Genomic DNA, 24,453 nt, shown 5'->3' with positions numbered 1-24,453 from the left:
TCAACCACGAGGGATGCGCGATGGCGCCATCAAGGACAAATATAGGCGTAACCCTCGCGGTATTGCAGATTGGCCGCTTCGGACACGCCGGAGGGGACGATGGCGGCGTCGAGCAACACGCGGTCTTTGGCAATCTTGCGATTGGTCAGGGTGTTGTTGCAAACCCGAAACGACACCCCTTGCGAGGCCAGGCCGCCGACCAGCCCGGCGAACTCGGCACCTTTTCCGTCGACCGCGCCGTTGAGCATGAAGTCGATGCCGGCGCCGTTACCCACAACCACGATCTTGGCCGTGGGCTCGGCGGAGAGGTGATTGCGCACATTGCCCAGGCAGCGCGAGGCTTGCGCGTCACCCTGGGTGATGTGATAGACCACCTTGACCGGGCCATCCGCGTCGGCACGGCCGGCGGCCCGGGCGCTGCTGGAGAACGCCGCAGCACCTGCAGCGGCCGATGCCAGCAGCACTTTGCGACGGATGGGGGTGGGCGTGGATGTCATGGCAAGTCTCCTCGATTCAGCAGTAGGGGGATGTGTTCTTGGACGGTTGCTGGGCAGGCGGAGTGGGACATGCCGGCACCCGACAAAGCGATGGCAAAAAGCCGCGGGCCAATGCCTGCGGCGATGATGCAAGCGTTTGCCATGAAACACAACCAGGTGTAACGCTCACCGAGCGGAAATTCGGGCTGGCCTTGCGACGGCAGATGTTGATCACCACCGTTCGGTTGCCTGGGATTTGATGGCAGCCAAGGAATGGTCGAGCGACCACGATTGCGTCTTGTCCAATTTTTTGGCGCGGCGCCAGGAAGCGCGATGGAGCGCGGACGAAAAGCTGCCGAATCAGGGCTTGATGTAGTACCAGCCCTCGGACTGCAGCTTGACCAGTTCGTACACCCCGGCCGGCACGAGGGTGGCTTCGAGCACCAGCCGCTCCTTGGGAATCTTGAGGAAGGTCATGGTGTTGTTGCAGGCCTTGAACTGCACGCCCTGGTTGGCCAGATCGCCGATCAGCCCCTCGAACAGCGCGCCTTGCGGGGTCTTGGTGCCGCTCAGCAGGAAGTGGATGGCCTTGCCGTAGCCCACGACGATGAAGCGCATCTTGGGATCGAGCTGCAGCACGTTCTGGATGTTGATCAGGCCTTCGTAGGCCTGCTCCAGGCCGTCGCTCATCTGCATGGCCACTTTCCACGGCTCGCTGGAAATAGCCTGGGCCGTCACCGGCCCTTGGCTTTGGGCCTGGGCCAGCCCTGCGGCGCCAAGGCTGGCGAGACCGGCGCCGAGAAATTTGAGGCGATCACGAGGGTTCATGCTTGATTCTCCAAAGGCAGCAAGGTGCGGCTCGGCCGCCGGGTGGGCCCGGCTTGGGTTGGTGACTGGGACTGGTTTGGGGAGAGCGCCGGCAGCTCAGGGCGGTAGCGGGCGCAAGCTGATGCGATGCAAGCTCCAGCGACGGCGCCGCGCCAAGGCGCGGTAAGGCCAGTAGCCCACCAAGGTGGCGAACATCAGGGCCAGGGCATTGAACAACACGGCGCCCAGGAACAGACCGAGCACTTGGCCCGGGCCGAGTTCCCGCCAATAAAGCCCCACGGCGATGGCGGCGTTGACCACGCCGACGCCCATGCCAATGGCCGCGGTGATGCGCAGCAGAGTGGGCAGGGTGATGATGCCGGTGAGATGCTGACGTGTCATGGAGGCTTGTGCAGGTGCAGCGGCTCAGTTGCGTCAGGTGCGAATTTCACCGTCGCCCAGCACCATCCATTTCTGGCTGGTGAGGCCTTCCAGCCCGACGGGGCCACGCGCGTGAAACTTGTCGGTGGAAATGCCGATCTCGGCGCCCAGGCCGAATTCGAAGCCGTCGGAAAAACGGGTGGAGGCGTTGATCATCACCGTGGCGGAATCGACCTCGCGCACAAAGCGCATGGCGTGCGCGTGGTTCGCGGTGAGGATGGTGTCGGTGTGCTGCGAGCCGTAGCGGTTGATATGGGCAATGGCCGCGTCCACGTCCGGCACCAGCTTGATGGAGATGATGGGTGCGAGGTACTCGGTGCCCCAGTCGGCCTCGGTGGCGTCGCGCAGCAGCGGCGCGGCGCCGGGCACGGCCTGCAGCAAGGCGCGGCTGTCGGCGCAGCAGCGCATTTCCACGCCTTTTTGCGCGAACACGGCACCGATGCGGGGCAGGAAATGGGCCGCTGCATCGCGCGCCACCAGCAGTGATTCGGCGGCGTTGCAAGGGCTGTAGCGCTGTGTCTTGGCGTTGTCAGTGACGCGCACGGCCATGTCGAGATCGACCTCGGCGTCCACATACACATGGCAATTGCCGTCCAGGTGTTTGATCACCGGCACGCGGGCTTCGGCACTGATGCGCTCGATCAGCCCCTTGCCACCGCGCGGAATGATGACGTCCACATACTGCGGCATGGTGATGAGCGCGCCCACGGCGGCGCGGTCGGTGGTGGGCACGAGCTGCACGGCATCGGCAGGAAGGTCGGCCTCCACCAGCGCCAACGCCACCAGGGCGGCCAGCGCGCGATTGCTGTGAATGGCCTCGGAGCCGCCGCGCAGGATGACAGCGTTGCCCGACTTGATGGCCAGCGAGGCGGCCTCGATGGTGACGTTCGGGCGGCTCTCGTAAATCATGCCGAACACGCCGAGCGGCACGCGCATGCGGCCGACGGTGATGCCGCTGGGGCGGCGGCGCAGATCGGTCATTTCGCCGATGGGGTCGGGCAGCGCGGCGACTTGCTCGCAACTCTCGGCCATTTGCGCGACGACCTTGTCGCTCAGCGTGAGCCGATCGACGAAGGCCGCTTCCAACCCGGCGGCGCGCGCGGCGCCCAGATCCAGCGCATTGGCATCGCGCAGTTCGGCGGCGTGCTCGTGAATCAAGCCGGCCAAGGCCAGCAAGGCGCTGTTCTTGGCCGCGGTGGAGGCGCGCGCCATGGCGCGCGAAGCGGTGCGCGCACGAACACCGATGTCGGTGACCAGGGCGTGAATGGAATCGTCGGCGACTTGCATGATGGTGCCTGGATGAGAACAGCTGGGGCCATGCCGCGCAGCCGCCACGTTCGCGGAAGGGTTCAGCATCCATTGTCGCAAACTGCGGGCTGGCATGCGCGGCGTCTATCGGAAAAATTGATGGCCGTGATGCAAACATTGCGTACGACATGGCGACCATGTCTCCCTAAGCTTGGGTGACTTGCCAGCCCAACCAGGCCTCGTTGCCCCCCACCGAAGGACAGCATTGCGAATGCCGTCATGCCAAGACATGCCGCACAACTTTCGTAACACCTCAGAACTGACTCTGCGCCTAAGCTATACCTATACCGGGTTTCCCCTGAAGTTCTGGAGCCGCCGTCCATGAAAACCAAGCTCGCCACCCGCCAGTTCCGGTTCAGCAGCCCAAGATCGGGGTTTTTCCTTGCCACCGCCTTCGCCCTGATGGGACCTGCTGTCGCCAGTTTTGCCGCCGCACCCAGCGCCACCGAGCCTGCCCTGCATGGCGCTGGCAGTGCAGTTCCTGCCATCTCCACCTGCATCGCTTGCCACGGCGCCAAGGGCGAGGGCAATACCGCTGCAGGCTATCCCCGGCTGGCCGGGCTGCCAGCGGTCTACATCGCCCAGCAATTGCACAGCTTTGCGCACGGCACGCGGGTCAACGGACTGATGAGCCCGATGGCCAAGGGTTTGAACGACGGCCAGATCACCGCGATTGCGCACTACTACAGCAGCCTGCTGCCACCCACGCTCGCCTACGGCCCCATGCCTGCTGCAGCCCAGGCTGAACTGGGTCAGCGCCTTGCCGAGCGCGGCGACTGGAGCGTGGGCATTGCTTCGTGCTTCCGCTGCCACGGGCCGGGCGGCGTGGGCGTTGCGCCCAACTTCCCGCCCCTCGTGGGCCAGCCTGCGGGCTATATCGAGGCCCAGATCAAGGCCTGGAAGGACGGCAGTCGGCATAACGACCCGCAAGGACTGATGCACACCATCGCCCTGCGCATAAGCGATGCGGATACCCAAGCGGTGGCCATCTGGCTGGCGGCGCAAAAGCCCATGGCCGTGAAGACGCATTGATGCCGCAAGCCCACTCTATTCCGCGGAGACTCGTCATGACACTCGCTTGCACCGCCCCGTCTGCAAGAAACCCGCTGCTCCGGCCTGCGCTGGCGTTTGGCCTGCTAGCCGCCACTCTCGCCGCCGGCACGACGGCTCTCGCCGCTGATGTTGCGGCCGTACCGAAATCGGCGATCAACGCTGCCGTGGGCACTGGCGCCACCTTTCAGCCGCCGCCTGAAAGCGCCATTCCGAACGACGACTTCGGCAAAGCGGTCAAGCTCGGCCGCGACATCTTTCTCGACACCCCCAAGTACGCCGGCAAGTACATCGGCAACACCCTGAGCTGCGTCAACTGCCACACCGACGCCGGGCGCATGGCTGGTTCGGCGCCGCTGTGGGCCGCCTACGTCAGCTACCCCGCCTACCGCAGCAAAAACAAGAAGGTCAACACCTTCGAGGAGCGCCTGCAGGGCTGTTTCCACTTCAGCGAGAACGGCACACCGCCTCCGCTGGGCAGCAAGACTCTGGTGGCGCTGCAGGCCTATTCCTACTGGCTGGCCAAGGGCCTGCCGACGGATGAGCCGGTTGCGGGACGCGGTTATCCCAAGCTCGCCGCAGCGCCTTTGCCGCCCGACTATGTGCGTGGCAAAGCCGTCTACCAGGCCCAGTGCGCCGTGTGCCACAACGCCAACGGCGAAGGCCGGTATGTCGATGGCCAGACCGTGTTTCCGCCCTTGTGGGGCGCCAAGTCGTTCAACTGGGGCGCGGGCATGGGCAGCATCAAGAACGCCGCGGCCTTCATCCACGCCAATATGCCCTACGGCCAGAGCTACAGCCTGACGCCCCAGGAGGCCTGGGACGTGGCCTATTACATGGACGCCCAAGAGCGCCCGCAAGACCCCCGCTGGCAGGGATCGGTCGCGGCCACCCGCGCCAAATTCCACGACAGCAAGTTCAGCCTCTACGGGCAGACCATCAACGGCAAGGTGCTGGGCGATATCGGCCCGCCAAAAAAGAACTAACACCTGCCCCAGGCCTGCGCAATGCGGGCTCATCAAAGGCCGGTTGGTGCCCGTCAAACATGCACGATCAGCCCAATCCAACGACACGGCGCAACCCAGATGCCAGAGAACAACACCTCAGGCTCTGGCGCAGCTTTGTCGCTATTTTTCCGCCGCGTTTTTGCTGCAACCCTGCCGCTTGTTCGCTGCAGCGACGCATTCCTATCCAAGTTTCTGGAGATTCCCCATGACAACTCGCCGCCAACTCTTCACCCAAGTCGGAACCGTGGCGCTCGGCGCTGCACTCACCAGCCACAACGTCGCCCAGGCCGCAATGGCCCCTGCTACCAATCTTGAGCCCGCAGGCTCCAGCCAGCTCAAGGCCCTGAGCGATGCGCTGGCGAAAGCTCCGCGCCGGCGTGACTTCAAGACCGTGCCCATGATCTTGACCGACTCCTCCGACTGGGACGCCGAGGCGCTCAAGCTGCTGCTGGACTACAAGGCTGGCCCCAAGCAGTTGTGGGACAACACCGATCTGGAAAGCCCCTGGCTGAACTTGATGCGCAATGCGATGAACGCGCAAATTTGGTCGTGGAAGCACCCGGATTTTCTTTCGGTTTCAGCCACCCATGGCTCGGCGCACCTCGCGCTCTATGACGACACCATTTGGGCCAAGTACGGCTTTCCCAAAATGCTCAAGGACAAGTTCAAGAGCAATGTGTTCATCACGCAGCCGAAGGCCGCGAGCGACAAGCCCAGCGACTACGAGGCGCCCGAAGGTGTGTTCTCCCCAGCCGACAACAGCGTGACGGTGCTGCAGCGTCGCGGCGCGGTGTTCCTCGCTTGCCACAACGAGATTTGGGAACTCACTGGCGGGCTGCACAAAAAAGGCATCAACCCCGACAAGCTCAGCCACCCGCAAATGGCAGCCGAGTTCACCAACCATCTCATCCCCGGCGCCGTGCTCACGCCGGGCGTGGTGGGCACGATTCCCGAACTGCAATTGGCCGGATATCAGTACATCAAGTGAGCCAACCCATCAGGAGGAGATTCCAATGAAACGCACCCTAGCCCCATCACGCCTAGCGCGCCCGCACTTACGGCAGCTTGCACTTTGTGCGGCCCTCAGCACCGTTTGTGCGGCAGCGAGCGCGCAGACAGTAACGAGCACCGACACGTCGACGCAATGGCCGATGTACGCGCTCAACCCCGGCCACAACGCCGTGGTGCCGTCGAACTTTCCGGCCATGGCATGGACTTGGCAGGTGCCCGGTGCGGCCGATGCGGCCAAGGCCAAGGTGCTCAACTCCACCATCATTCGCGATCTGGTGGGCTTCCCCATCGGCGTCGCGGTGGTGGACGGCATGGTCTATGCCACGAATGACAACGGCTACATCTACGCCGTCGATGCCCATAGCGGCAAGCTGGCGTGGAGTTTCAACGCCTACAACCAGCTCATGACCACGCCCATCGTGGCCGCCATCGACGGCCGCCCGCTGGTGTTCATCGGCGCCGGCAATTCGGTGTTTGCCTACAGCCACGCCAAGCAGTTCGGTGTGCCCGGCGCACAGGTGATCCGCGGCAATGGCGTGTCGGCGATCTACGCGCTCGACGCCAAAACCGGGGATGAAGTCTGGGTATACAAAACCAAGGGCGAGGACATGCCGACCCCGGCGCTGTATCAGGGCAAGCTGCTGTTCGGCAACGGCGACGGTCATGCCTACGCGCTGGATGCCGCCACCGGCAAGCTGGCCTGGCAGACGCCGATCCACTCCTTCGTCAGCATGTCCTCGGCCACGCTCGATCCGGCACGCGGCGTGCTGGTGATGGGCGGCACGCATCCGAGCAAGATCTACGGCCTGGATGCCGCCACCGGCAGGCTGCTGTGGTCGGTGGCGCCGCCGCTGGTGTTCTCCAGCAGCGCCGGCGACGGCACCTGGGCGATGGACGGCAAGGGCTTGGCCGTCGGCCAGATCGAAACCCGCACCAGCGCGCAGCAGGCCACGAAGGAGTCGGCGTCGGAAGAACTCGCCATCGATCTGAAGACCGGCAAGATCGTCTGGAGCACCGAGCTGGGCGCGGGCAAAACGCCGCCGCGCAACAAGGACGCCGTGCCCACCGCGGTCGACGGCGTGGCCTACACCGGCAGCCCGGTGACGCATACCGAGTACGCGGTCGATGCGCAAACCGGCAGGATTCTGTGGCAGCAGCCGCTGAAGGTGAGCATGAAAGCCGCTCCGGTGGTGGTGGGCAAGGTGCTGATCCAGGCCACCGCGTCCGGCGAAATCTTCACCCTCGACCGCGACAGCGGCGCGGTGCTCCACACCTACAACGCACACCAGGGCGGGTACGGCCCGCAGAACGGCGTGGTCGTCGGCGGCACCTATTTCAACGGCACCAATGCCGGCATGCTGCAGGCCATTCCGTTGTCGACCCTGGGGGTCACGGGCAAGCCCTGAACCAAGGGCCATCGCTGCCCTGTGGAGATTCACGGGTGACCAGGAACTGGAGCGACTGCGACAGCCCAGCGCGGTCGACGGGCATCCCGATCTGGCGCCTTCCCCCGCCGGATCTCAGCCGACCTCGACGATCTCCACGCTGCTCGTGATGGCCGCCGTTTTCGCCAGCATGGCGGTGGCCGAGCAGTATTTTTCATGCGAGAGGTGCACGGCCCGCTCCACCACCGACGGCGCCAGTCCTTTGCCACTGACGGTGAAATGCAAATGGATGCGGGTGAACACCTTGGGGTCGGAGGCGGCGCGCTCGGCCTGGAGCTTGACGCTGCAGCCACGCACGTCCTGCCGACCTTTTTTCAGGATGTAGACCACGTCATAAGCCGAGCAGCCGCCGGTACCGGCGAGCACGGTTTCCATGGGTCGCGGTGCGAGGTTGTGACCACCGGGGTCGCCGGCTTGTGCGGCCGGGGCGCCATCCATCGCCAGAATATGCCCGCTGCCGGTGGTGGCGATAAAGGCCATGCCGTCTTCGCCGGCCCATTGCACTGTGCATTCCATCGTTGTTCAAACTCCTGGGTTGTTGCGGCAGCCTGTGTTGTCGTTGTAGGCCACCCAATACATTGCACTGCACCAAACTGGCCGGTCTTCAGCACCGCGCAGGGGAAGCAACACCAGTGGCAGGCCAGCATTTAATCAAATGCTTCTCGGTAAGCCATTGATCTTATTCAATTTTATATATAAGTTGATGCTGATTTTCTAAAATACCAGACTGCGCAAGGGGTTTTGCAACGCAGCAGCAATTGTCTTACTATGTGTTTACGTTGATCGATTTGGGTCAACTCCCCTTGTCTCCTCCACCCTCCTCCTTAGGTGGATTCCAACCCAGGCTTATTGCCTGGGTTTTTTTTGCCCGTCGTTCGGGCAGAGCCTCAACCGCGTGACGCTGTGGCGGCCATTCCTACAATGACCGATTGCCCTCTTTTGCAGGCCGGCCGTGACCAAGAAGCATACCGATTATCTGCAGCGCATTCTCACCGCCCGGGTGTACGACGTGGCGCAGGAAACCGCGCTGGAACCCGCGCGCAATCTGAGCCGCCGGTTGCACAACAAAGTGCTGTTCAAACGCGAAGACCAGCAGCCGGTGTTCAGCTTCAAGCTGCGCGGCGCCTACAACAAAATGTCGGGCCTGAGCGAAGACGAGCGCAAGCGCGGCGTCATCTGCGCCTCGGCTGGCAACCATGCGCAAGGCGTGGCGCTGTCGGCGCACAAACTGGGCTGCCGCGCTGTCATCGTCATGCCCTCGACCACCCCCAAGGTGAAGATCGACGCGGTGCGTGCCTTCGGCGGCAGCAATGTGGACGTGGTGCTCGAAGGCGAGAGCTACAGCGACGCCTACGCCCATGCGCTCACGCTGCAGGCCGCGCAGGGGCTGGCCTTCGTGCACCCCTTCGACGACCCCGACGTGATCGCCGGCCAGGGCACCATCGCCATGGAAATCCTGCGCCAGCACCAGGGGCCCATCCATGCCGTGTTCTGCGCCATTGGCGGCGGCGGGCTGATTTCGGGAGTGGCCGCGTATATCAAAGCGGTGCGACCGGAGATCAAGATCATCGGCGTGCAGACCCCCGATTCGGACGCCATGCTGCAAAGCGTGAGGGCCGGCAAGCGCGTGGAGCTGAGCGAAGTGGGCTTGTTCGCCGATGGCACAGCGGTCAAGCGCGTGGGCGAGGAAACCTTCCGTCTGGTGCGCGACCTGGTGGACGACTTCGTTGTCGTCAGCACCGACGAGGTGTGCGCCGCGCTCAAGGACGTGTTCGAGGACACCCGCAGCGTGCTGGAACCGTCCGGCGCGATGTCGGTGGCGGCGCTGAAGCAGTACGCCGCTGCGCACAAGCTCAAGGGCGAAACCCTGGTGGCCATCACCTGCGGCGCCAATATGAACTTCGACCGCCTGCGCTTCGTCTCCGAGCGCGCCGAGGTGGGCGAGGCGCGCGAAGCCTTGTACGCCGTGACCATCCCCGAGCAGCCGGGCAGTTTTCGCCGCCTCTGCGGGCTGGTGGGTAGCCGCAATGTGACCGAATTCACCTATCGCATCAAAGGACCGGAAGCGGCGCATGTGTTCGTCGGCCTGGCCGTGAATGGCCGCGCCGACGCGCAGAAAATGACGCAGATTTTCGAGCGTGCCGGCTATGGCGCGCTCGATCTGAGCGACAACGAGTTGGCCAAGGTCCATCTGCGCCATCTGGTTGGCGGCCCCGCGCCGCGCACGGTGACCGGCGGCAACATGGCGGAACACGAGAGGCTGGTGCGTTTCGACTTCCCCGAGCGCCCGGGCGCGCTGCTGCGCTTCCTCGACAGCCTCTCACCCAACTGGAACATCAGCCTGTTTCACTACCGCAACCAAGGCGGCGACAGCGCCCAAATCCTGGTCGGCATCCAGGTGCCGCCGAGCGACAACCGGGCATTCAGCCATTTCCTGCAGCAACTCGGCTACCAGCACACCGAGGAAACCGACAACCCGGTGACGCAGCTGTTCTTGTCCTGACCGGTTGCGGCCCGCAGCGAGATCAGCCTGCGCGCGGCAACACCAGCTTGCGATGTCCCGATTCAAGGGGAAAGCCGTGCAGCGCGGCTTGCGCCAGTGGCGCGGCGACGGAAGCCAGACCGCGCTCGTAGCCGCCGATCGCGGCATGAGAGCTCCACACCAGCGCGCCGGTGGCGGTATCGCGAATGTCCAGGGTGAGGCTGCGGACATACCAGATGGGCGGCGGCATCCAGCCGCCGAACCCGTCGTCATCGTCGCCGCCGTCCTCGTCGTCGAAATCACCAACGTATCCAAAACCACCGGTGAAATACACGCCGCTGTTGGGCAGCATCATCGGCGCCGGCCACCCCAAGGGGCCGTAGGTGGCCGCGAGATCGGGCCGGATGCGGTAGTCGTAGCGGGCGGTGTAAGGCGCAGGCTGGTTGAGCAGGGGCACCATGCCCGCCTGCGCCATGGCATCGACCACGGCGCTCTGGAATTCGTAGGCATGCGCACTGGCCTCGTTGCCGGCAGACGCCTGAACCAGCACCTTGGCGCCGACCAGGGCCTGGGGCGCTGGGTGGGGGGTCACCACGGTCGTGCGCAAGGCGCCGAAACTTGCGCAGCCGCTGAGCAGCAAAACAGGAAGCAGCAGGCTGATGGAAACCCGCCGCCGGAGCCCGAGCAGCATGTCGCCAATGTTCATGGGATCGACTCCTACGGCCGCGGCGCGAAGCCCGGGGCGAGATTGGGCGTGAAGCTGCTGACGCCGCCGGGGGCGGGGGCAGACGCCGCTTGCACGCCCCCGATCTGCGGCGGTATGTAGCCTGGCGGGGCGCCGACGCCAGGCAAAGTGGGGCTGCCGCCCTGGGGCTGGAGCTTGAGGTTCACATGCGTGCCGTTCTGGACCAGAACCGCATGGCCGTATGTGGTGGAGTCGAGGCGCACCCCGGGCGCAACCGCCCCACCCACCGCCACCGCCTGCGGCGGCTTGCCGTCCACGCCGATGAGCGCGGCGCCAGCTTCCGAACCGCCACCGATCACTCCCCAAAGCCGGTAGCGCGCCGGTGCGGCCGGTCCCTTGTCCGGCAGGGGCGCGGTGGTGCCAAACAGCCGCGGCGCCGCGGCCACCAGAGTGTCGGTATCCAGCCGGCCCGCGGCTTGGGCGTCGCTGGGTACGGAGGCCGGGCGTGCCAGCAGCTGCAAGGCCCAGTAGCCGATGCTGGCCGCGCAGGTGAATGCCAGCAGCAGCGAAACCAACCAAGCCACGCGCAGCGAGGACGTCGAGGGGGTGTCGGCAACCATGCCGGCAGCAGGCGATAGGCGAGAGAACTTGAACATGAGGCCACTATTATGGCCGTCCGGTGAAGACAGGCAAGTCGTCTGCCACCCACCCCGATGCCCGCATGGCCAACACACTGCGCGTGCGGGCTTTTGCACCAACCTCCGGGCCGGCCCCGACGGCCCACCATGGACGCCTCCGCATGATTGCCGTTTCCCCCTCTTCCAAACCCCTGGCGAGCGCGGATCGATTCGCGCCTCGCCAGCGCCGCAACAGCCGCGGCTTCACCCTGATCGAGCTGATGGTGGTGCTGGTCATCATGGGCGTGCTGGCTGCGCTCATCGTGCCCAACATCCTGGGCCGCACCGATCAGGCGCGCGAGACCGCCGCCAAGACCGACATCGCCACCATCATGCAGGCGCTCAAGCTGTACAAGCTCGACAACGGCAATTACCCGACGCAGGAGCAGGGCTTGCAGGCGCTGGTGGTCAAGCCTTCGACGCCGCCCATCCCCATCAACTGGAAACCCTACCTGGACAAGTTGCCGACCGATCCCTGGGGTCGCCCCTACCAATATCTCAACCCCGGCGTCAAAGGCGCGGTCGACGTGTTCAGCTACGGCGCTGACGGCAAGCCCGGAGGCGAGGGCGCCAATGCCGACATCGGCAGCTGGCAGTAGGGTGAGCCCCCAGGCTGCTGCCTTGCAGCAGCCACCCCCCCAGGGGGATGAGCTTGGGCCAGCGAATAGGCCTGTGCCTGTGCCTGTTCGCGCGCCATGCGAATGGTCTCGGCGCATGCTCAGCACCGAGCCACCCGAGAAAACTTCGGGCGGCCGTGCGTTTTCCCAAGAAGCGGGGGCAATGGGCCCCGCCACGGCGCGGCACGCCGGAACTTGCTCGCTGGCACACGCAGCGCGCGGTTTCACCCTGGTGGAGTTGCTGGTCGCGCTGCTGGTGATGGCCTTGCTCACCGGCCTGGCCGCCATGGCCCTGCCGCAAAGCGGACAGGAAAGCATGCAGCGCGAGGCCGAACGTCTGGCCGCCTTGCTGGACGCCGCGCGCGAGCAGGCAGCTGCGCGCGGCGAACCGCTGGCCTGGGCGCCGGGACCTGCCGGCTACACCTTTTTGCAACCCTCGCCGCGCGGCTGGATTCCACTGGACGATGCCCCGCTCACGGCACGGCGCTGGCAGTGGCTGAGCGGTGACGCCGCCCTGCCCGCCAACTACCAGCCACGCGGCACCAGCGCCACGGTTCAGGCCGGGCAGGTCGCGGTGCGGGCCAGCGGCGGCGTCGCCGGACCGGGTGCCGCGCCCAGCTGGCTGGTGTTCGGCACCGAGCCGGTGTCGCCGCCGCTGGACATCACGCTGCAGGACGATGGTCGCGTCGTCACCATCGCCAGCGACGGACTGGCGCCGTTCGCCGTGCACAGCCAGCGCTGATTCGTGATCCCCGCCATGCTCCGATCGCGTCCCAGGCATCCATCGTCCTGCGGCTTCACCCTGCTCGAAGTGCTGGTGGCCCTCGCCGTGGTGGCCATCGCCCTGCTCGCCGCCATGCGCGCGTCCGGCGGGTTGCAGGACAACGCGGAGCGCTACCACCAGGCGGTTCTGGCGCAGCAATGCGCCGAGAATTTCCTGATCGACCAGCGCCTGAGCCGCATCTTCCTGCCCACCGGCCAAAGCCAGAGCCGTTGCACCGAGGCCAACGCAAGCTTCACCTTGAACGTGGACGTGCAGCCCACGCCCAACCCCAACTTCCGCCGCGTCGATGTGCAGGTGCTGGACGCCTCCGGCTGGACCGCTTGGAACGTGGTCACCATCATCGGCAATTTGTGATGCGCCACCCGCCCCGCCCCGCCCCGCGCCGCAACGCCGGCTTCACCCTGATCGAGCTGCTGGTGGCCGCACTCATCATGGCGGTGATGGCGGGCCTGGGCTGGCGCGGGCTGGACAGCGTGGCGCAGGGACGCGACACCGCGCGCACCCGCATGCACGCGGCCGAACGCCTGTCGCTGACGATGCGCCAAATGGCCGACGACCTCGCCGCCGCCACCGACGAGGGCGCAGCCCTGCCGGCGGTGGGCCTGGCCGGCAATGGCGACCTGCTCATCGTGCGGCGCGCACCGCAAGCCATGGGCGAAGACATGCGCGCCTGGCCTGGCGCCAGCCTGCCGCCCGACGCGGGTTGGCTGCAAGTGGCGCGCTGGGGTCTGCGTGGCGGCCGCTGGATGCGCTGGGCCAGCGCCCCGACCGCCTCGCGCGGCGCGCTGCTGGCGGCGATGCAAAGCCCGCAGGGCACCGCCATCGAAGCCTTGCCCGACATCACCGACATGCGCGTGCTGGTGTACCGCTACGCCGGCATCGGCATCCTGCAGCAAAGCGGCAGCTGGTCCAACCCCTACACCTCGGCCAACAGCGCTGCCGGCAGCAACCCGGCGTTCGCGTCGCTGCGCACCCCCGCCGCCTTGCGCCTCACGCTGCAAAGCGCTGCGCCCGATTTGCAGGGCACCATCATGCGCGAATTCCTGCTGGAGAACCGGCAGTGAACATGCAACTGCGCAAGAGCATGGCGCAACCCATGTCGCCCGCTGCGCGTACCCGCGGCGCGGCGCTGATCACCGCGCTGCTGATTGCCGCGCTGGCCGCAGTGATGGTGTCGGGCATGTTCTGGCGGCAATGGGGCGCCATCAGCCGCGAGCAGACGGCCAAGCAGGCGACCCAGGCGCGCTGGATCCTGCGCGGCGCGGTGGATTGGGCGCGGCTCATCCTGCGCGAGGATGCGCGCAATTCCAGCGTGGACACGCTGAGCGAGCCATGGGCCGTGCCGCTGGCCGAATCGCGCCTGTCCACGTTTCTCGCCGCACGCGGGCAAAGCGTCGGCAGCCTGCCCGAGGCCTGGCTGGAAGGCCACATCACCGACGCGCAAAGCCGCTTCAATCTGGCCAACCTGGCCCCCGGTGGGCGCATCGACCCGAACGCCCTGGCCGTGCTGCAGCGCCTGTGCGCCACCCTCGGCGTGAGCGAGGACGTGGCGCAAACCCTGGCCAATGGCGTGGCAGCGGCGCTACTCGCCACGGCCGCAACAGCCGCCGCGCCGGGCAGCGCCGCATCACAGCCTGCGCTTGGCGCCAACGCCGGGCAAGCCAGCTCGCTGCCGGTACAGCAGTTGCAGGACTTGGCACGCTTGTCGCCCGCCGTGGCCCAGGCGCTGCCGGCGCTGCTTGCCGATGTCACCCTGCTGCCCACGCCCACGCCGGTGAACGCCAACACGGCTGGCGCCAACGTGTTGGCGGCGGTGCTGAACATCTCGGCCGATGCCGCCGCGCGCCTGGTGCAGTCGCGCAAGCAGAGCTATTTCCGCAATACCGGCGACATCACCACGGCCTTGGGCCAACAGGCCCACCCGGACATCAACCCCACACTGGTGAGCGTGTCCAGTGGCTTTTTCGACGCCACCGCGCGGGTGCGTATCGGCCACTTCGAGTACGCCGAGCGTGCGCTCATCCAGCGCGTCGGCCTCATCACCCTGGTGCTGCGCATGCAGCGCGTGCCGCCCTGGCTTGCGGCGGCCCCGGCGCCGGCGTCCTGACGGCACCCGCATCCCTACAATCGTCCGGTATGAGAGCCCTCCTCGACACGCTTGGCGCCAAGCCCTCCGCATGAGCACGCTCATCGTTCGCTTGCATTCAGGCAGCTCTGCCGGCGTCGGTGGCAAATCCACCGCGCTGGACTACACCTTGCTGAACGCCGGCGGACAGGCGACCGACAACGGTCATGCCCAGCCCGCCTTGCTGCCGCGGGCACAGCGCGTGGTGGCTGTGCTGCCCGCCGAGCAGCTCACCCTGCTGGCGCTGAACCTCCCGGCGATGCCACCCCAGCGACTGCAAGCCGCCTTGGCCGGGGCGCTGGAAGAGCGCCTGCTGCACGACCCGGCCGGCGTGCATCTCGCGGCCGGCCCACGCGAGGCCGGCGGCAGCGTGCGCCTGGCCTGCGCCTGCGAGCGCGCACCGCTGGCCGCAGCCTTGCAAACCCTGGCCCAGGCCGGGCGCGAACCCGCCGCCGTGGTGCCCGAGCCGGCGTTGTTGGCCCCTGCAGAAGCCTGGCTCAGCGCCATGCCCGGCGGACTGCGCCTGCTCTGGCGCGACGCCGATGGCGAAGCCGCCTGGCTGCATCTGCCGACCGATGCAACCGCCGGCGCGACACCCGCAGACTCCGCGCATGAGGACTCGCCCGCGCCGGAATTGCTCACCGCGCGGCCCACGCGCGTGTTGGTCGACCCGGACTTGCAGGATCTGGCCACACGCTGGTTCGGCACCAACGCCGAAATCACGCCCATCACCCATGCAGCCCTGCTGGCGCGCGCCACGCAGTCGGGCTGGAATCTGCGCCAGTTCGAACTGGCGCCGCAAGCGGCGATGCAACGCGGCATCGCCGGGCTGGCCAAACAGTTTCGCGCCCCGGCCTGGCGCCGCGTGGCCATGCTCGTCGGCGTGCTGCTGCTGGTGCAGATCGTCGGCATCAACCTGGTGGCGATGAAGCTGCGCAGCGCCCGCAACCAGTTGCAGACCCAGGTTCAAACCGTGGTGAGCGAGGCCCTGCCGGGCACGCCCGCGGTGCTCGACGCCCGGCTGCAAATGCAGCGCGCGCTCGACAACGCCCGCATCCGCGCCGGCAAGCCCACCAGCACCAGCGTGGAAGCGCTGATGGGCGCGGCGGCGCAGGTGCTGCCGGAGAAAACCACCATCGGCAAGCTCGATTACACCCCGGGTCAGCTCCAGCTCGACCTGGGCAGCGCCCAAGCCGCTGCCGCGCAGGCTCGTTGCGGCCTGCTACAACTGCCTTGCAAGGCCGAGGGCGGCAAGCTCAGCGTTGGCGCGACGGGCGACGCAACAAACGGGGCGCCGGACGGCGCCGTCAGTGGCAACATCGGCAGCGGAGTGACGAGCTGATGGCCACCGTTCCCGAGCGTCCCTCCATATTGCCCAGCCTGGTGATGGCCTTGCAGGCCCGCTGGGCGGGCCTGTCGCAGCGCGAACGGCGCCTGGTGAGCGTGGCCGCCACGGTGGTGGGGGTGGCCCTGTTGTGGCTGGTGTTGCTGCGCCCGGCGCTGCACACCTTGCGCACGGCGCCTGCGGAAATCGCGCAACTGCAAACCACCTTGCGCACCGCGCAGGAGCAGGCGCAGGAGCTGGCGCGACTGGCTGCTGCCCCTGCGGTAGCGGCCACGACCAGCGATCTGCGCAGCGCCGTGGGCGACTGGCTGCATACGCACGACGCCCAGGCCGAGGCGCAGATCACGGTGCTGCCCGGCAGCATCACGCTGGACGTGAAGCGCCTGAAGCCGCAAACCCTGCTGGGGCTGGCACAGGCCGCCCGCCGCGACTGGGGTTCTTCGGTGTCGCAGGCGCAACTCGTGCGCGGCGCCGATGGACTGCTGGCCGGGCGCATCCAGCTGGCGCAGCAACAAGGTTCGGGCAACTCGAGCCCGTGACGCTGCATGGCGCCGTCGACCCGTTTGGGCTGCGATGACGACGCCGGCCGCCAGCCCGCAGAGCGCTGCTTCCTTGCGCTTCCCCCCACGCCACATGCCCATCCCGATGTTGCGACTCCGATCCGCGCCACGGCCCTGCTCCACCGACGCCAGCATGCCCAGCCAGCGCCCATCACGCCTTCTCCTTCTCCGACCTTCTGAGATACCCGCAGCACGCATCAACCCGCACCCCATGGCCCGTCGCCCCAACCCCGCTCCCGGCGCCCGCTGGCCACTCTGGCTGGCAGGACTGCTCGGCCTGCTGCTCGCCTTCGTGCTGTTTGCGCCGGCCAGTTGGCTGGCTGCGTCCGTTGCCCGTGCCAGCCAGCAGCATGTGCTGCTGGCGCAGGCGCAGGGCACCTGGCGCGACGGCTCGGCGCAGGTGGTGCTGGCCGGCGGGGCGCAAAGCCGGGGTGCGGCACTGGCCCCGGGGCGCTTGCACTGGCGCATCGGCTTGGGCGGCATCTGGCATGGCCAGGTGGAGTTGGTGTTGCGCTGGCCGGAACTCGCCGAAGCACCGCTGCGGCTGCGGGCACAACTGGGGGTCGGCGGCTGGAGCCTGCGGCAGCTTGCCGCCTCCGCGCAGGATGCGGCGACACCTGCCGCGCAAGCCCTCGAGGAAACGAAGGACCGCTCCCGAGTTGCCTCGACTCCCTTGGGTGGAGTCCGCTTGCGGACTTCTGGGGGCACTCAAGCCTGGCAGGCGCAGCTGCCTGCGGACTTGCTCGAGGGGCTGGGCACGCCGTGGAACACACTGGCCTTGCAGGGGCGCATCGGCTTGTCGTTGCACCATGCCAGCCTAGAATCAGCTGCAGGCAGGTTGCGTTTGAACGGGGAGATTCGCGTGGATGCAGCCGACATGAGCTCGCGACTGAGCACCGTGGCACCGCTGGGAAGCTATATCCTGCGCATCCATGGCGATGGCGCGAATGCTGGCATCGACCTGTCCACGCGCTCCGGACCCTTGATCCTGGCGGGCCACGGGGTCTGGAACGGACAGCGTTTGCAGTTCGACGGCACGGCGAGGGCGGGTGCGGGGCAGGAGCAGGCCCTGGCGAATCTGCTCAGCCTGCTGGGTCAACGCGAAGGCGACCATGTGCGCATCAGTCTGTGAAGCGAAGACTTCGGGATCGACCCGTCAACCCGCATCAACCTGGATTCTTGAGACCAACCCAATATGAGTGAGCCGCGCGCCGCAACTCGAGCACCACAACCGGAGCGACGACCGTCCGGCAGGGCGCGCCGTGCGCCGGCCGCGCTGCTGCTGGGCTTGGCCCTGGCCGGCTTGCTGCCGCCACCGGCCTGGGCGGCGCCGGGCGATGGCGGTTCGCGCCCCCGGCCGAACGCGCCCATGACCATCAATCTGGTGAATGCCGAAATTGCCAGCGCGGTGCAGGCGGTGGCTGCGGCCACCGGGCGCAACTTCATCGTCGACCCGCGGGTGAAGGGGCAGATCACGCTGCAGTTCGAGAAACCCGTGCCGCCGCAGCAGGTGTACCTGGCGCTGCTGACGCAACTGCGTCTGGCGGGCTACGCGGTGGTGGAACATGACGACGTGTTCAAGGTCGTGCCCGAGGCCGACGCGCGGCTGCAGACCACGCCGGTGGGTGTGGGCAACCGCCTGACTGCGATTCCAGGCAAGGGCGATCAGGTGGTGACGCAAATCTTCCAGTTGCGCAACCAGGCGGCGAGCAATCTGCTGCCGGTGCTGCGTCCACTGATTTCGCCGAACAACACCATCAATGTCGATCCCGGCAGCAATGCCCTCGTCATCACCGATTACGCCGACAACCTCAAGCGCCTCGCCCGCATCATCGCCGGGCTGGACGTGCCCACCGGCAGCGAGGTGGACGTGGTGCCGCTGAAGTACGCGGTGGCCGCCGAGCTGGCGGCGACGCTGCAAAAACTCATCGACATGCAGGCAGCCGCGTCGCCGGGCGCGCCCGGCGCTCCGGCAGGCGCCGTCACCGGGGCCAACGGCATGCGCGCCGTGGTGCTGCCGGAAAGCAGCAGCAACGCCCTCATCATTCGCGCCGCCAACGGGGCGCAACTGGTGCAGATCGAGCAGATGGTCGCCAAGCTCGACCGCCCGGACGACACCAACAACATTCACGTCGTCTATCTGCACAACGCCAACGCTGCCGATCTGGCGCGCACACTGCGCGGCGTGCTGGCCAATAACGGCCTGGGCACCAGCACCGGGCAGAACGGACGCAATGCCCAGCCCATCGCCCAAGGCAATACGGCGAACACGCAGCTGGGCATGAACAGCACCAGCAGCTTCAGCAATGGCGCCACCAGCCCCGGCCTGGGCCAGGCGCCGGATTTCGCGCCACGCGCCGGCAGCGAGGCCATCGCCCTGCCCGAGGGCGGCTCGGTGTACGCCGACACGGCGCTGAACGCGCTCATCATCAATGCTCCGCAGCCGGTCTACCAGCAGTTGCGCGGCGTCATCCAGCAGCTCGACGTGCGCCGCGCCCAGGTGTATGTGGAGGCGCTGATCGCCGAGGTGGACGCCAACAAGGCGGCGCAACTCGGCATCCAGTGGCAGGCGATCGCCGGCAGCGCGGGCAACCAGAACGCCATTTACGGCGGCAGCAATTTCGGCACCGGCGGCAGCAACATCATCAATCTGCAAGCGGGCATCTCGGCCGGCGGCACGGCTGCGGGCCAGGCCATCGCCAGTGGCGCGCTGTCCATCCCCAACGGTCTGAACATCGGCCTGCTGCACAACGTCGCCGGCCTGGCCACGCTGGGCCTGCTGGCCAATTTCCTGCAGACCCACGACGGCGCCAACATCCTTTCGGCGCCGAATTTGATGACCCTGGACAACGAAGACGCCAAGATCGTCGTCGGCCAGAACGTGCCCTTCATCACCGGCCAGTACGCGCAGACCGGCTCCACCGCGACGGTGACCCCGTTCCAGACGGTGGAGCGCAAGGACGTGGGCCTGACGCTCAAGGTGCGGCCACAGATCACCGCCGGCAACACCATCAAGATGGACGTGTACCAGGAGGTGTCGAGCATCGCCAGCACCAGCAACTCGGCCGGCATCATCACCAACAAGCGCTCGATCCAGACCGCCGTGCTGGTGAACGACGGCCAGACCATCGTGCTCGGCGGCCTGATGCAGGACAACGTCAGCGAGAACAACAGCAAGATCCCCGGCCTGGGCGACATTCCCGGCATCGGCGCGCTGTTCCGCTCGAACTCGCGCACGATGACCAAGACCGACCTGATGGTGTTCCTGCGACCCATCATCGTGCGCACCGAGAGCGAGGGCAACAGCATCAGCCAGCGCCGCTACGACCACATGCAGAACTTGCAGAGCAATAGCCAGTTGCCCTCGCAGTTCGGCATGCCGAATCTCCCAGGCCCGATCCTGCCGACCATCACGCCACCCAACACGGCGCCTGCCGCACCGGCGAGCAGCGGCCCGGCGGCCAGCGCCGCGACGGCGCTTGCGCCAGCGCCGCCTGTGCCCAGCCCATCGCCGAACGCGGAGCAGCAGGGCAATGTGCTGCAGGGCGTGCAGGCCAGCCAGCACGGCAGTCAGACGGTCGTGCAACTGGAGTTCGCCCAGCCGCTGCTGAGCGCGCCGCCCGGGTTCACCATGGAGCAGCCGCCGAGCATCGTGCTCGACTTTCCCGGTGTCGTCTCCGGCCTGGGGCGCAATGTGGTGAGCTTCGAGCAGGGCAATCTGCGCAACGCGAACGTGATGGAAGCGCAAGGCCGCTCGCGCGTGGTGCTGAGCCTGCACAAGGTCACCAGCTACAAGACCGAAATCCAGGGCCGACGTCTGCTGGTGCTGCTGGACAACACCGCCACGTCAACCGTCACACCGGCAGCAGCCACCCCGGCCAAGCCCAGGCCTTGAGGCCGCTGCGATGTCGCTGCGCTACCCGCTGCCTTACGCCTTCTGCCGCGACCAGTCCCTGCTGGCCGAGCAGGACGGCACGCTGCTCAAACTCTGGGTGAGCGAAACCACGCGCGCCGCCGGCCTGGCCGAGGTGCAGCGCACGCATGCGGTGCAAACCTTGCAGCGGGTGACGGCAACCGAGCTGCAGCAGCGCATCGGCATCGCATACGCCGCACGCGACGGCAGTGCCGCCGAAGTGGTGAGCGAGGTCGAGGGCGATGTCGATCTTTCCCGCCTGATGCAAGACCTGCCGGCGGTGGAAGACCTGCTGGAAGCGGCCGACGACGCCCCCATCATCCGCATGCTCAACGTGCTGTTCACCCAGGCCGCGCGCGACGGCGCCAGCGACATCCACATCGAGCCCTACGAGCTGTCCTCGGTGGTGCGCTTTCGCGTCGACGGCGCGCTGCGCGACGTCGTGCGGCCGAACAAGGCGCTGCACGGCGCGCTCATTTCGCGGGTGAAAATCCTGGCCCAGCTCGACATCGCCGAAAAGCGCCTGCCGCAGGACGGGCGCATTTCGCTGCGCATCGGCGGCCGCGCGCTGGATGTGCGCGTGTCCACCTTGCCCTGCGCCCATGGCGAGCGCGCCGTCATGCGCCTGCTCGACAAATCCGCGGCCAAGCTCGACCTGCGCGCCGTGGGCATGTCGCCCACGATGCTGCAGCAGTTCGACGCGCTGGTGCACCATCCGCATGGCCTGATCCTCGTCACCGGCCCGACCGGCAGCGGCAAGACCACCACCCTGTATTCCACGCTGGCGCGGCTGGACGCCACCACCACCAACATCATGACGGTGGAAGACCCGGTGGAATACGACCTGCACGGCATCGGCCAGACGCAGGTGAATCCGCGCATCGACCTGACCTTCGCCCGCGCCCTGCGCGCCATCCTGCGGCAAGACCCGGACGTGGTGATGATCGGCGAAATCCGCGATTTCGAAACCGCGCAGATCGCCATCCAGGCCTCGCTCACCGGCCACCTCGTGCTGGCCACGCTGCACACCAACGACTCGCCATCGGCCGTGACGCGCCTCATCGACATGGGGGTCGAACCCTTCCTGCTCGCCTCCTCGCTGCTCGGCGTGCTGGCGCAACGCCTGGTGCGCAAGCTGTGCCAGGCGTGCAAAAAACCCGCCGTGGACGGTCCGGGCTTGGAAGCCGTGGGCTGCCCGATCTGCAACCACACCGGCTACAGCGGCCGCACCGGCGTGTTCGAACTGCTCACCGCCAACGACGCCATCCGCGCCGCCGTGCACGAGCGCGCCAGCGAAGCCGAATTGCGCCGCCTGGCCACCGCCGCCGGCATGCACACCATGCGCGACGACGGCATGCCCTGGGTGCTGACTGGCGAGACCTCGATGGCTGAGCTGATGCGGGTGACGCGGGAATGAGGGCCGGGCCTGGGCCACGGCGCATGCCTCAGCCACGTTGCTGATCGCCCCAACCGATTCGCCGACGCCGACCTCCGCCCATCATGCCCGCCTACCGCTTCGTCGCCCTCGACTCCGCCGCCACCGAGCAACGCGGGGTGCTGGAGGCCGACAGTGCGCGGGGCGCGCGCGGCATGTTGCGGGCGCGCGGGCTCATTCCGCTGGAGGTCGACGCCATCGTCGCCGAGGCCGCGCAGGGCGAAGTGCGGCGTTTCAGACGGCGCCTGCTCAACATCCAGCAACTCGCCTTGCTCACGCGCCAGATCGCGGGCCTGCTGGTGTCGGGCCTGCCGCTGGAGCGCGCTCTGGCGGCGCTGGCCGACGACGCCGACCGCGCCGAGGTCGGCCACATGCTCTCGGCCATCAAGAGCGAAGTCGCCGGCGGCCACAGCCTGGCCGCGGCACTGTCGCAGCATCCGCGCGAGTTCTCGCCCATCTACCGCGCCCTGGTGGCGGCCGGCGAGGACAGCGGCAATCTCGGCCTGGTGCTGGAAAGCCTGGCCGACTATCTCGAAAACGCGCAGCAGTTGCGCGGCAAACTGATTCAGGCCATGGCCTATCCGGCCATCGTCGTGCTGGTGGCCATCACGGTGGTGACCCTGCTGCTCACCTATGTCGTGCCGCAGGTGGTGGGCGTCTTCCAGGGCGCGCATCAAAAACTGCCCATCCTCACCATCGGCCTCATCGCCTTGAGCGACTTCCTGCGCCACTGGGGCTGGGCCATCATCGCCGTGCTGGTGGTGGGCGGCGTGCTGGCGCGGCAGGCGCTGCAATTGCCCGGCCCACGCGCCGCGCTGGACGGTGCGCTGCTGCGCAGTCCGCTGCTGGGGCGATTGGTGCGGGGTCTGAACACCGCCCGCTTCGCCTCCACGCTGGCCATTCTCACCGCCGCCGGCGTGCCCATCCTGCGTGCGCTGCAGGCCGCCATCGACACCCTGGCGAACACCGTGCTCAAGGCCGACGCACAGGAAGCCTTGGCGCTGGTGCGCGAGGGCTCGACGCTGTCGGCCGCGCTCGGGCTGCACAAGCGCTTCCCGCCCGTGCTCATCACCTTCATCCGCCTGGGCGAACAAACCGGCACCTTGCCACAGATGCTGGAGCGCGCCGCCGACCAGCATGGCCAGGAAGTGCAGCGCCGGGCCTTCACCCTCGTCACCATCCTCGAGCCGCTGCTCATTCTGGGCATGGGGGTGCTGGTGCTCATCATCGTCTTGGCGGTGATGCTGCCCATCATCCAACTCAATAATCTGGTGAAGTAGCCTCCGGCTGGGCAATCCGGTCATCGCCAGTTGACGGCATCGGCAACTGCCATGCTTGGAACTTGCCAAGCAGCGTTTGCATTCTTGGATCTGGACGCAATGTTTGGTTGCATTGGGCGAATCTGCATCCGGCTCTGACGTCCGCAACTCCATACTCCATATGTCCACCCTGCCCGCCGAGAGCGACATCCCATCCGCCGGCTCGCGCGCTTCCTCGCGTGTGTGGCGATGGGCGGCGCCTCTTGCGCTCCGGGTCGGGCTGGTCCTCACGCTGCTGGTCTGGCAGACCACGCGCGGAGGCGCAGCGTTCTACAGCACCAGCCCCAAGGTGGACGACGACCTGTTCCGCGACTATGTGCGCGCGCTCAACCTCCCCTTGCACCAGCCCGGCGTGATGGGCCTGGGCCACGCCACCCGGAAGCCTCGCCCGGACATTGCCGCCTTGCAGCTGCGCATGGTTGCCGAGGGCCTGACCGATTTCCACATTCGGCCCGCCAGTTCCGGCTCCCATGTCTCCGCCATTCTTTATCTCGAACCGCTGAACGCCGCCAACAAGCGCGCCATCGGCTACGACATGTAATCCAACCCAGTGCGGTGGACCGCCATGCAATCGGCCCGTGACAGCGGGAAAGCCACCCTCAGCGGCATGGTTGGACTGGTGCGGGATCAGCCCAAGAATCTCAACACAACGCCCCCGGCCCCCACCGGCGCGAAGCCCGAACAGCCCAGCAACCGAGCACCCCGGCCCGGCTTCCTGCTTTCTATGCCCGTGTTTCACCATGGCCGGCCCCGTGCCAACCCAGCCGAGCGAGGTGCCGCCCTGCGGGGTTGGGTGTATATGCCGGTGCGTGCGCAGGACTTGATCGACAACCTGCCCACCCAAGTTCGACGTCCCCGAGCGACGATTTCGGTCAGAAGTCCTGTCATGACAAGACCTTAGGTTCGTTTTCGTCCTGGGCGCTGTAGTGACACGTCATTTCTTGAAGCATGCGTAGTAGAGGCCTT

General features: G+C 67.0%; 25 protein-coding genes. 18 read left to right on the top strand and 7 right to left on the bottom strand.

The window, feature by feature from the left end; genetic code table 11:
* Positions 1-29 precede the first annotated feature (29 nt).
* From ACYCUK_RS14480 to ACYCUK_RS14465, 4 genes are all read right to left on the bottom strand, one after another.
* Positions 30-497, bottom strand: a complete 468-nt coding sequence (locus tag ACYCUK_RS14480) for a DsrE family protein (RefSeq protein ID WP_461595416.1) — start codon at positions 495-497, stop codon at positions 30-32.
* Positions 498-836: 339 nt separating this feature from the next.
* The gene (locus tag ACYCUK_RS14475; RefSeq protein WP_461595415.1) at positions 837-1,304 is read right to left on the bottom strand and encodes a DsrE family protein; all 468 of its coding nucleotides are present in this window, start codon (positions 1,302-1,304) and stop codon (positions 837-839) included.
* A gap of 96 nt (positions 1,305-1,400) precedes the next feature.
* A complete protein-coding gene (locus tag ACYCUK_RS14470) occupies positions 1,401-1,685 on the bottom strand; it encodes a hypothetical protein (protein WP_461595414.1) in 285 nt (94 codons plus the stop codon).
* Between the two features lie 33 nt (positions 1,686-1,718).
* Positions 1,719-3,011, bottom strand: a complete 1,293-nt coding sequence (locus tag ACYCUK_RS14465; protein ID WP_461595413.1) for a glutamate-5-semialdehyde dehydrogenase — start codon at positions 3,009-3,011, stop codon at positions 1,719-1,721.
* Positions 3,012-3,353: 342 nt separating this feature from the next.
* On the opposite strand from ACYCUK_RS14465, the gene ACYCUK_RS14460 reads away from it, so the two are divergent.
* From ACYCUK_RS14460 to ACYCUK_RS14445, 4 genes are all read left to right on the top strand, one after another.
* A complete protein-coding gene (locus ACYCUK_RS14460; protein WP_461595412.1) occupies positions 3,354-4,064 on the top strand; it encodes a c-type cytochrome in 711 nt (236 codons plus the stop codon).
* Between the two features lie 35 nt (positions 4,065-4,099).
* Positions 4,100-5,068: a c-type cytochrome gene (locus tag ACYCUK_RS14455; RefSeq protein WP_461595411.1), complete on the top strand. Its 969-nt coding sequence runs from the start codon at positions 4,100-4,102 to the stop codon at positions 5,066-5,068.
* 226 nt (positions 5,069-5,294) lie between these two features.
* Entirely contained in the window at positions 5,295-6,077 is a 783-nt protein-coding gene (tetH, locus tag ACYCUK_RS14450; protein ID WP_461595410.1) for a thiosulfate dehydrogenase, read from the top strand.
* A 25-nt stretch (positions 6,078-6,102) separates the two neighbouring features.
* On the top strand, positions 6,103-7,506 hold the full coding sequence (locus ACYCUK_RS14445) for an outer membrane protein assembly factor BamB family protein (protein ID WP_461595409.1): 1,404 nt from the start codon (positions 6,103-6,105) through the stop codon (positions 7,504-7,506).
* Between the two features lie 114 nt (positions 7,507-7,620).
* Here the strand turns inward: ACYCUK_RS14445 and ACYCUK_RS14440 are convergent, their stop codons facing one another.
* On the bottom strand, positions 7,621-8,061 hold the full coding sequence (locus ACYCUK_RS14440) for an OsmC family protein (RefSeq protein ID WP_461595408.1): 441 nt from the start codon (positions 8,059-8,061) through the stop codon (positions 7,621-7,623).
* 436 nt (positions 8,062-8,497) lie between these two features.
* On the opposite strand from ACYCUK_RS14440, the gene ilvA reads away from it, so the two are divergent.
* On the top strand, positions 8,498-10,048 hold the full coding sequence (ilvA, locus tag ACYCUK_RS14435; protein ID WP_461595407.1) for a threonine ammonia-lyase, biosynthetic: 1,551 nt from the start codon (positions 8,498-8,500) through the stop codon (positions 10,046-10,048).
* A gap of 22 nt (positions 10,049-10,070) precedes the next feature.
* Here the strand turns inward: ilvA and ACYCUK_RS14430 are convergent, their stop codons facing one another.
* Entirely contained in the window at positions 10,071-10,733 is a 663-nt protein-coding gene (locus tag ACYCUK_RS14430) for a DUF4136 domain-containing protein (protein WP_461595406.1), read from the bottom strand.
* An 11-nt stretch (positions 10,734-10,744) separates the two neighbouring features.
* A complete protein-coding gene (locus ACYCUK_RS14425; protein WP_461595405.1) occupies positions 10,745-11,368 on the bottom strand; it encodes a type II secretion system protein N in 624 nt (207 codons plus the stop codon).
* 143 nt (positions 11,369-11,511) lie between these two features.
* On the opposite strand from ACYCUK_RS14425, the gene gspG reads away from it, so the two are divergent.
* The 13 genes from gspG to ACYCUK_RS14360 all read left to right on the top strand — a co-directional run bounded on the left by gspG (position 11,512) and on the right by ACYCUK_RS14360 (position 24,388).
* Positions 11,512-11,988: a type II secretion system major pseudopilin GspG gene (gene gspG / locus ACYCUK_RS14420; RefSeq protein WP_461595404.1), complete on the top strand. Its 477-nt coding sequence runs from the start codon at positions 11,512-11,514 to the stop codon at positions 11,986-11,988.
* 115 nt (positions 11,989-12,103) lie between these two features.
* Positions 12,104-12,748, top strand: a complete 645-nt coding sequence (locus ACYCUK_RS14415) for a GspH/FimT family pseudopilin (RefSeq protein ID WP_461595403.1) — start codon at positions 12,104-12,106, stop codon at positions 12,746-12,748.
* Positions 12,749-12,763: 15 nt separating this feature from the next.
* A complete protein-coding gene (gspI, locus tag ACYCUK_RS14410; RefSeq protein WP_461595402.1) occupies positions 12,764-13,144 on the top strand; it encodes a type II secretion system minor pseudopilin GspI in 381 nt (126 codons plus the stop codon).
* On the top strand, positions 13,144-13,854 hold the full coding sequence (locus tag ACYCUK_RS14405; RefSeq protein ID WP_461595401.1) for a PulJ/GspJ family protein: 711 nt from the start codon (positions 13,144-13,146) through the stop codon (positions 13,852-13,854). The genes gspI and ACYCUK_RS14405 overlap by 1 nt, the downstream gene beginning before the upstream one ends.
* Positions 13,855-13,856: 2 nt before the next feature.
* Entirely contained in the window at positions 13,857-14,897 is a 1,041-nt protein-coding gene (gene gspK, locus ACYCUK_RS14400; protein ID WP_461595423.1) for a type II secretion system minor pseudopilin GspK, read from the top strand.
* Positions 14,898-14,967: 70 nt separating this feature from the next.
* Complete coding sequence (gspL, locus tag ACYCUK_RS14395; RefSeq protein ID WP_461595400.1) at positions 14,968-16,257, top strand: type II secretion system protein GspL; 1,290 nt, start codon at positions 14,968-14,970, stop codon at positions 16,255-16,257.
* Positions 16,257-16,799 carry a type II secretion system protein GspM gene (gspM, locus tag ACYCUK_RS14390; protein ID WP_461595399.1) on the top strand — a complete coding sequence of 181 codons (543 nt, stop codon included), beginning with the start codon at positions 16,257-16,259 and terminating at the stop codon, positions 16,797-16,799. The genes gspL and gspM overlap by 1 nt, the downstream gene beginning before the upstream one ends.
* Before the next feature lie 232 nt (positions 16,800-17,031).
* Positions 17,032-17,952, top strand: a complete 921-nt coding sequence (gspN, locus tag ACYCUK_RS14385) for a type II secretion system protein N (protein ID WP_461595398.1) — start codon at positions 17,032-17,034, stop codon at positions 17,950-17,952.
* 63 nt (positions 17,953-18,015) lie between these two features.
* Positions 18,016-20,715: a type II secretion system secretin GspD gene (gene gspD / locus ACYCUK_RS14380; protein WP_461595397.1), complete on the top strand. Its 2,700-nt coding sequence runs from the start codon at positions 18,016-18,018 to the stop codon at positions 20,713-20,715.
* A 10-nt stretch (positions 20,716-20,725) separates the two neighbouring features.
* Entirely contained in the window at positions 20,726-22,150 is a 1,425-nt protein-coding gene (gene gspE, locus ACYCUK_RS14375) for a type II secretion system ATPase GspE (protein ID WP_461595396.1), read from the top strand.
* 83 nt (positions 22,151-22,233) lie between these two features.
* On the top strand, positions 22,234-23,448 hold the full coding sequence (gene gspF / locus ACYCUK_RS14370; RefSeq protein ID WP_461595395.1) for a type II secretion system inner membrane protein GspF: 1,215 nt from the start codon (positions 22,234-22,236) through the stop codon (positions 23,446-23,448).
* A 160-nt stretch (positions 23,449-23,608) separates the two neighbouring features.
* Positions 23,609-24,028, top strand: coding sequence for a CHASE domain-containing protein (locus ACYCUK_RS14365; RefSeq protein WP_461595394.1), 420 nt, complete (start codon positions 23,609-23,611; stop codon positions 24,026-24,028).
* A 24-nt stretch (positions 24,029-24,052) separates the two neighbouring features.
* Positions 24,053-24,388, top strand: coding sequence for a CHASE domain-containing protein (locus ACYCUK_RS14360; protein WP_461595393.1), 336 nt, complete (start codon positions 24,053-24,055; stop codon positions 24,386-24,388).
* The last annotated feature ends 65 nt before the right edge of the window (positions 24,389-24,453 follow it).

It is taken from the genome of Thiomonas sp. (assembly GCF_054608695.1).
The sequence above is the reverse complement of the archived record's forward strand: the minus strand, read 5'-3'. Positions and strand labels throughout refer to the sequence as shown.

Coding starts and splice junctions, on each gene's coding strand:
- ACYCUK_RS14480 (WP_461595416.1), bottom strand. CDS start 497: ATGACATCCACGCCCACCCCCATCCGTCGCAAAGTGCTGCTGGCATCG.
- ACYCUK_RS14475 (WP_461595415.1), bottom strand. CDS start 1,304: ATGAACCCTCGTGATCGCCTCAAATTTCTCGGCGCCGGTCTCGCCAGC.
- ACYCUK_RS14470 (WP_461595414.1), bottom strand. CDS start 1,685: ATGACACGTCAGCATCTCACCGGCATCATCACCCTGCCCACTCTGCTG.
- ACYCUK_RS14465 (WP_461595413.1), bottom strand. CDS start 3,011: ATGCAAGTCGCCGACGATTCCATTCACGCCCTGGTCACCGACATCGGT.
- ACYCUK_RS14460 (WP_461595412.1), top strand. CDS start 3,354: ATGAAAACCAAGCTCGCCACCCGCCAGTTCCGGTTCAGCAGCCCAAGA.
- ACYCUK_RS14455 (WP_461595411.1), top strand. CDS start 4,100: ATGACACTCGCTTGCACCGCCCCGTCTGCAAGAAACCCGCTGCTCCGG.
- tetH (WP_461595410.1), top strand. CDS start 5,295: ATGACAACTCGCCGCCAACTCTTCACCCAAGTCGGAACCGTGGCGCTC.
- ACYCUK_RS14445 (WP_461595409.1), top strand. CDS start 6,103: ATGAAACGCACCCTAGCCCCATCACGCCTAGCGCGCCCGCACTTACGG.
- ACYCUK_RS14440 (WP_461595408.1), bottom strand. CDS start 8,061: ATGGAATGCACAGTGCAATGGGCCGGCGAAGACGGCATGGCCTTTATC.
- ACYCUK_RS14430 (WP_461595406.1), bottom strand. CDS start 10,733: ATGAACATTGGCGACATGCTGCTCGGGCTCCGGCGGCGGGTTTCCATC.
- ACYCUK_RS14425 (WP_461595405.1), bottom strand. CDS start 11,368: ATGTTCAAGTTCTCTCGCCTATCGCCTGCTGCCGGCATGGTTGCCGAC.
- gspG (WP_461595404.1), top strand. CDS start 11,512: ATGATTGCCGTTTCCCCCTCTTCCAAACCCCTGGCGAGCGCGGATCGA.
- ACYCUK_RS14415 (WP_461595403.1), top strand. CDS start 12,104: ATGCTCAGCACCGAGCCACCCGAGAAAACTTCGGGCGGCCGTGCGTTT.
- gspI (WP_461595402.1), top strand. CDS start 12,764: ATGCTCCGATCGCGTCCCAGGCATCCATCGTCCTGCGGCTTCACCCTG.
- ACYCUK_RS14405 (WP_461595401.1), top strand. CDS start 13,144: ATGCGCCACCCGCCCCGCCCCGCCCCGCGCCGCAACGCCGGCTTCACC.
- gspK (WP_461595423.1), top strand. CDS start 13,857: ATGCAACTGCGCAAGAGCATGGCGCAACCCATGTCGCCCGCTGCGCGT.
- gspL (WP_461595400.1), top strand. CDS start 14,968: ATGAGCACGCTCATCGTTCGCTTGCATTCAGGCAGCTCTGCCGGCGTC.
- gspM (WP_461595399.1), top strand. CDS start 16,257: ATGGCCACCGTTCCCGAGCGTCCCTCCATATTGCCCAGCCTGGTGATG.
- gspN (WP_461595398.1), top strand. CDS start 17,032: ATGGCCCGTCGCCCCAACCCCGCTCCCGGCGCCCGCTGGCCACTCTGG.
- gspD (WP_461595397.1), top strand. CDS start 18,016: ATGAGTGAGCCGCGCGCCGCAACTCGAGCACCACAACCGGAGCGACGA.
- gspE (WP_461595396.1), top strand. CDS start 20,726: ATGTCGCTGCGCTACCCGCTGCCTTACGCCTTCTGCCGCGACCAGTCC.
- gspF (WP_461595395.1), top strand. CDS start 22,234: ATGCCCGCCTACCGCTTCGTCGCCCTCGACTCCGCCGCCACCGAGCAA.
- ACYCUK_RS14365 (WP_461595394.1), top strand. CDS start 23,609: ATGTCCACCCTGCCCGCCGAGAGCGACATCCCATCCGCCGGCTCGCGC.
- ACYCUK_RS14360 (WP_461595393.1), top strand. CDS start 24,053: ATGCAATCGGCCCGTGACAGCGGGAAAGCCACCCTCAGCGGCATGGTT.